Raw genomic sequence first — 747 nt, forward strand, 5'->3', positions numbered from 1 at the left:
TACTCAAAAAGTGTAAACTATGTCCCTTTATCATGCTTTGTGAGAGCTAAGGGTCCCTTATAAAAGAAGTAGCGGTTTTTATGTACTTACTTTCGTGTTATAACTGGCCTTTGTTTTATTTATTTATTAATGTTCATTTTTAACTTTGTCATCTATTGAGTTTTTTCATTGTTAATTGCAGTTTTTAAGTGTTAATCTAAATGTTGGTCCAATAGCTTAAAAGCATATCGATTTAGTGTACCATTGTCCTGGTTATTGGAAACAATGGCCAAGCCAATGTTATTTTCAGGAGCCACAATCACGATACTGGAACTTCCATAGGTGCCTCCTGTATGAACTCTAAGGGATATACCATTTCGCTCAAAAATACCCCATCCTATGCCTACCTGATTCCCTTGATCACTTAGTTGACTTTCAAAAACATTATTTACAATGGTTTTATATTTTTGAGAAGGTTGTAAGTGTATTTGTAGGAAAGAAAGTATATCCGGAATGGATGTTTTTATTGAACCTGCTGATTTGAGATGCGCAAGTTGAATAAGAGGCATAACTTCAGAACCTCGATGTGGAATTGCCATATTGGTAAAATGAACCTCTTTTAATTGAAGGAATGTGTTTTCAAGCCCTAAATTGTTGACTATATATTGTTGAAACAACTCATCAAAAGAAAGTCGGGTAGCATTTTGCATTGCAATGGCTAATACACCAACCCCAAAGTTCGAATATTTTATGCTTCCATAATCTGGT

1 protein-coding gene is annotated in these 747 nt (G+C 34.4%); it reads right to left on the reverse strand.

Going from position 1 to position 747, the window contains the following annotated elements:
• Positions 1-191: 191 nt before the first annotated feature.
• A partial coding sequence (locus tag E1171_RS00495; protein ID WP_155203051.1) for a serine hydrolase domain-containing protein occupies positions 192-747 on the reverse strand: 556 nt, incomplete at its 5' end.

The sequence above is a fragment of the Xanthovirga aplysinae genome, assembly GCF_009711365.1.
In the GTDB taxonomy this organism is placed as follows: domain Bacteria; phylum Bacteroidota; class Bacteroidia; order Cytophagales; family Cyclobacteriaceae; genus Xanthovirga; species Xanthovirga aplysinae.